Raw genomic sequence first — 2,263 nt, 5'->3', positions numbered from 1 at the left:
GCGTATGCCTCCTCGCAGAGCTGCGGGGGCAATCCCCGTTCCTCATCGCGGCCGCACGACATGACCCCTGACACTCTTCATGGCAGATTTAAACGAACAAGGCACACCAAGCAAAACGAGGATACCCCCACGGCATCACCTGTAGGGCAGGGCTTGCGCACCTACCCCACAGGCAATGCCTTGAAGGGGGTAAAAGCGGCTTTACAGGGCGATGGCTCACTACGTGAACCATCACCCATCACAAGGGTATGAGGGGTGCAGTCGTACAACCACTAAATCGGAACCCTAAAGGGATCCCCCGATTTAGAAGTTGACGATTCAACCTTCTGCGCGGGCTTTGTAGTGGGAAAGAATCTCAGCTTTGCCCTGTTCGTAGGTGATTTCACCGGAGATAATTCGGGCTTTTACAGACTCATAAAAGGGAGTTCCAGAAGGATCCATCCCCTCCAGCTTTAGCGATGCTTCCGCCTTACGAAACCCGTCGATCCTTTGCTGTTTTGTCATTGATTTTCCTTTGAGCAGGATGCGAATAAGGCAGGCGTAAAGTGGGCCCACTTTACATATCCTGCCCGAATTCTGCCGTTGGTTATGCGTGTATACGTGTATGCATGCAGAGTGGAAATCTCAGGGAAACCCGAAGGAATGCCAAAGGAAATCTGTGTACCGGACAAGATGTGTTTTTGGAGTACCGCCACACGCAGCGGCATCCAAAAACAACCTGGTCAGGGCAGGCCCCGACACCCTAATCAGGATCTGATTTAAACTTATCGCGCTCAGGCAAACGGACGTATTTTCTTGGCGTCGAATCCCAGCCAAAGGCGAGGCGTGAACCATCGTCTTCACCATCGGAAATATCATCCCCGATCACCATGTCCTGATCCGTTTCCTGCTCAAGTTTCAGAACGTCTTTAAGCGCGCCACCGGTCGCAACAAAGCGGCGTTTGTGCGTCTGCCGGGTCAGTTCTAAGAACCAGTCCGGGTCAGCAACCATATCAGCCGGCTTCGTCGAATATTTCAGGGTTTCAGCAACGGCACCGCGCACCAGTTCGGCAGTTGCACATGCCAGCGTTTGGCCATCTTTAGGCTTACGGGGTTTCACTGCCCGAACATCAACATTAGGATCGTAATCAACGCGCAGGCAGTCACGCCAGAGTTCAACCCAGCGGTAGTGCTTAACGTAGTCATGACCGTTCAGCATCCCAGGAGGAACCATCATCAGGGTGTGAAAGTGGGGGTGCGCAGAACCATCTCGGCCGCGGGTAACTTCTGTGGTGCGAATCCATCCCTGTACGGGTTTAAATTCCTTCCGCACCTTCATTCGCTGAAATGCCGCATTCATGGCGGTAAGTGTTTCTCCGAGATCTTCAATGGCGCAGTTACGAACGGTGAGCGTCAGAAACATCCATCGCCCATCAGGGTAATCAGCGACAATTTTCGGCAGAGACTGATAAAAACGGGCTTGCCACATCAGGGAGCGCCTCCACTGGCAGACAGGGCAGTGACGAACGCGGCAGAAATGCGCCTCACGGAGCCGTAAACGCGTTTCTCCGGTGTCTTTAAGGGTAGACCAGCCAAAACGCAGGAGGCCGCCACAATCGCGCATGCGGGCTGCATAAGACTCAAATTCAGCAGCACGCAGATAGATACCGCCAACATCATCAGATTGTGACTTATGAGCATCCCACGGCTTATCGTCGGGGCTGTAGTCGGTGAGGTTCTGTAGCTTAGGGTTTTGCATAGCACCTGCTCCAATATGGGCAGGCGCTGGAAGGGTGTGTTATCATTTCCGTATCACCTGTTGAGAGTCGATTTCAAACCGTATTTAGCCAGGTGATCGCGCCCCTGAAGTGTTGGTAGCACTTGCAGGGGTTTCTCATATCATCGTGTCAGTAAGTAAGGTCTTGGGAACCACCCCAAGTAATCAAAAATTAGTTCTCAGACACGATCACCTGTCAGAAATCATACTCACAAAACCATTTTCGAGCAAATTGGCTCTCAGGCCTTGCGGCACAAGGGCTGGAAGCGAATTTAAATCCTAGAGTTATCCCTTAAGTATAAATACAAGGATTCCGACCCTTTCAGGGCCGAAAAACCAACCCCAAAAAGTGAATTCAAACACTCAAACATGAAAGCACTCAAACACTCGCAACTGAGCATCAGAATGAGACAAACGTGCAGTATTACATTCACTGCACGCGGCTGTTTCCGTTGCAAATTGCAACAAGAGTCCACTATTAAACAGAGTGGACCCCGCTTCCGAACG

At 51.6% G+C, this 2,263-nt stretch carries 2 protein-coding genes; both read right to left on the bottom strand.

Annotation, left to right across the window (positions count from 1 at the left end; translation table 11 throughout):
* Positions 1-318 precede the first annotated feature (318 nt).
* Positions 319-504, bottom strand: coding sequence for an antitoxin VbhA family protein (locus K6958_RS21115; protein WP_000166333.1), 186 nt, complete (start codon positions 502-504; stop codon positions 319-321).
* A gap of 238 nt (positions 505-742) precedes the next feature.
* On the bottom strand, positions 743-1,738 hold the full coding sequence (locus K6958_RS21110; protein ID WP_069067450.1) for a protein rep: 996 nt from the start codon (positions 1,736-1,738) through the stop codon (positions 743-745).
* Between the last annotated feature and the right edge of the window lie 525 nt (positions 1,739-2,263).

This window comes from Mixta hanseatica, from assembly GCF_023517775.1.
Taxonomy (GTDB): Bacteria; Pseudomonadota; Gammaproteobacteria; order Enterobacterales; family Enterobacteriaceae; genus Mixta; species Mixta hanseatica.
The sequence above is the reverse complement of the archived record's forward strand: the minus strand, read 5'-3'. Positions and strand labels throughout refer to the sequence as shown.

Bases quoted from the DNA above. Each gene is read 5' to 3' on its own strand.
- K6958_RS21115 (WP_000166333.1), bottom strand. From the start codon at position 504: ATGACAAAACAGCAAAGGATCGACGGGTTTCGTAAGGCGGAAGCATCG.
- K6958_RS21110 (WP_069067450.1), bottom strand. From the start codon at position 1,738: ATGCAAAACCCTAAGCTACAGAACCTCACCGACTACAGCCCCGACGAT.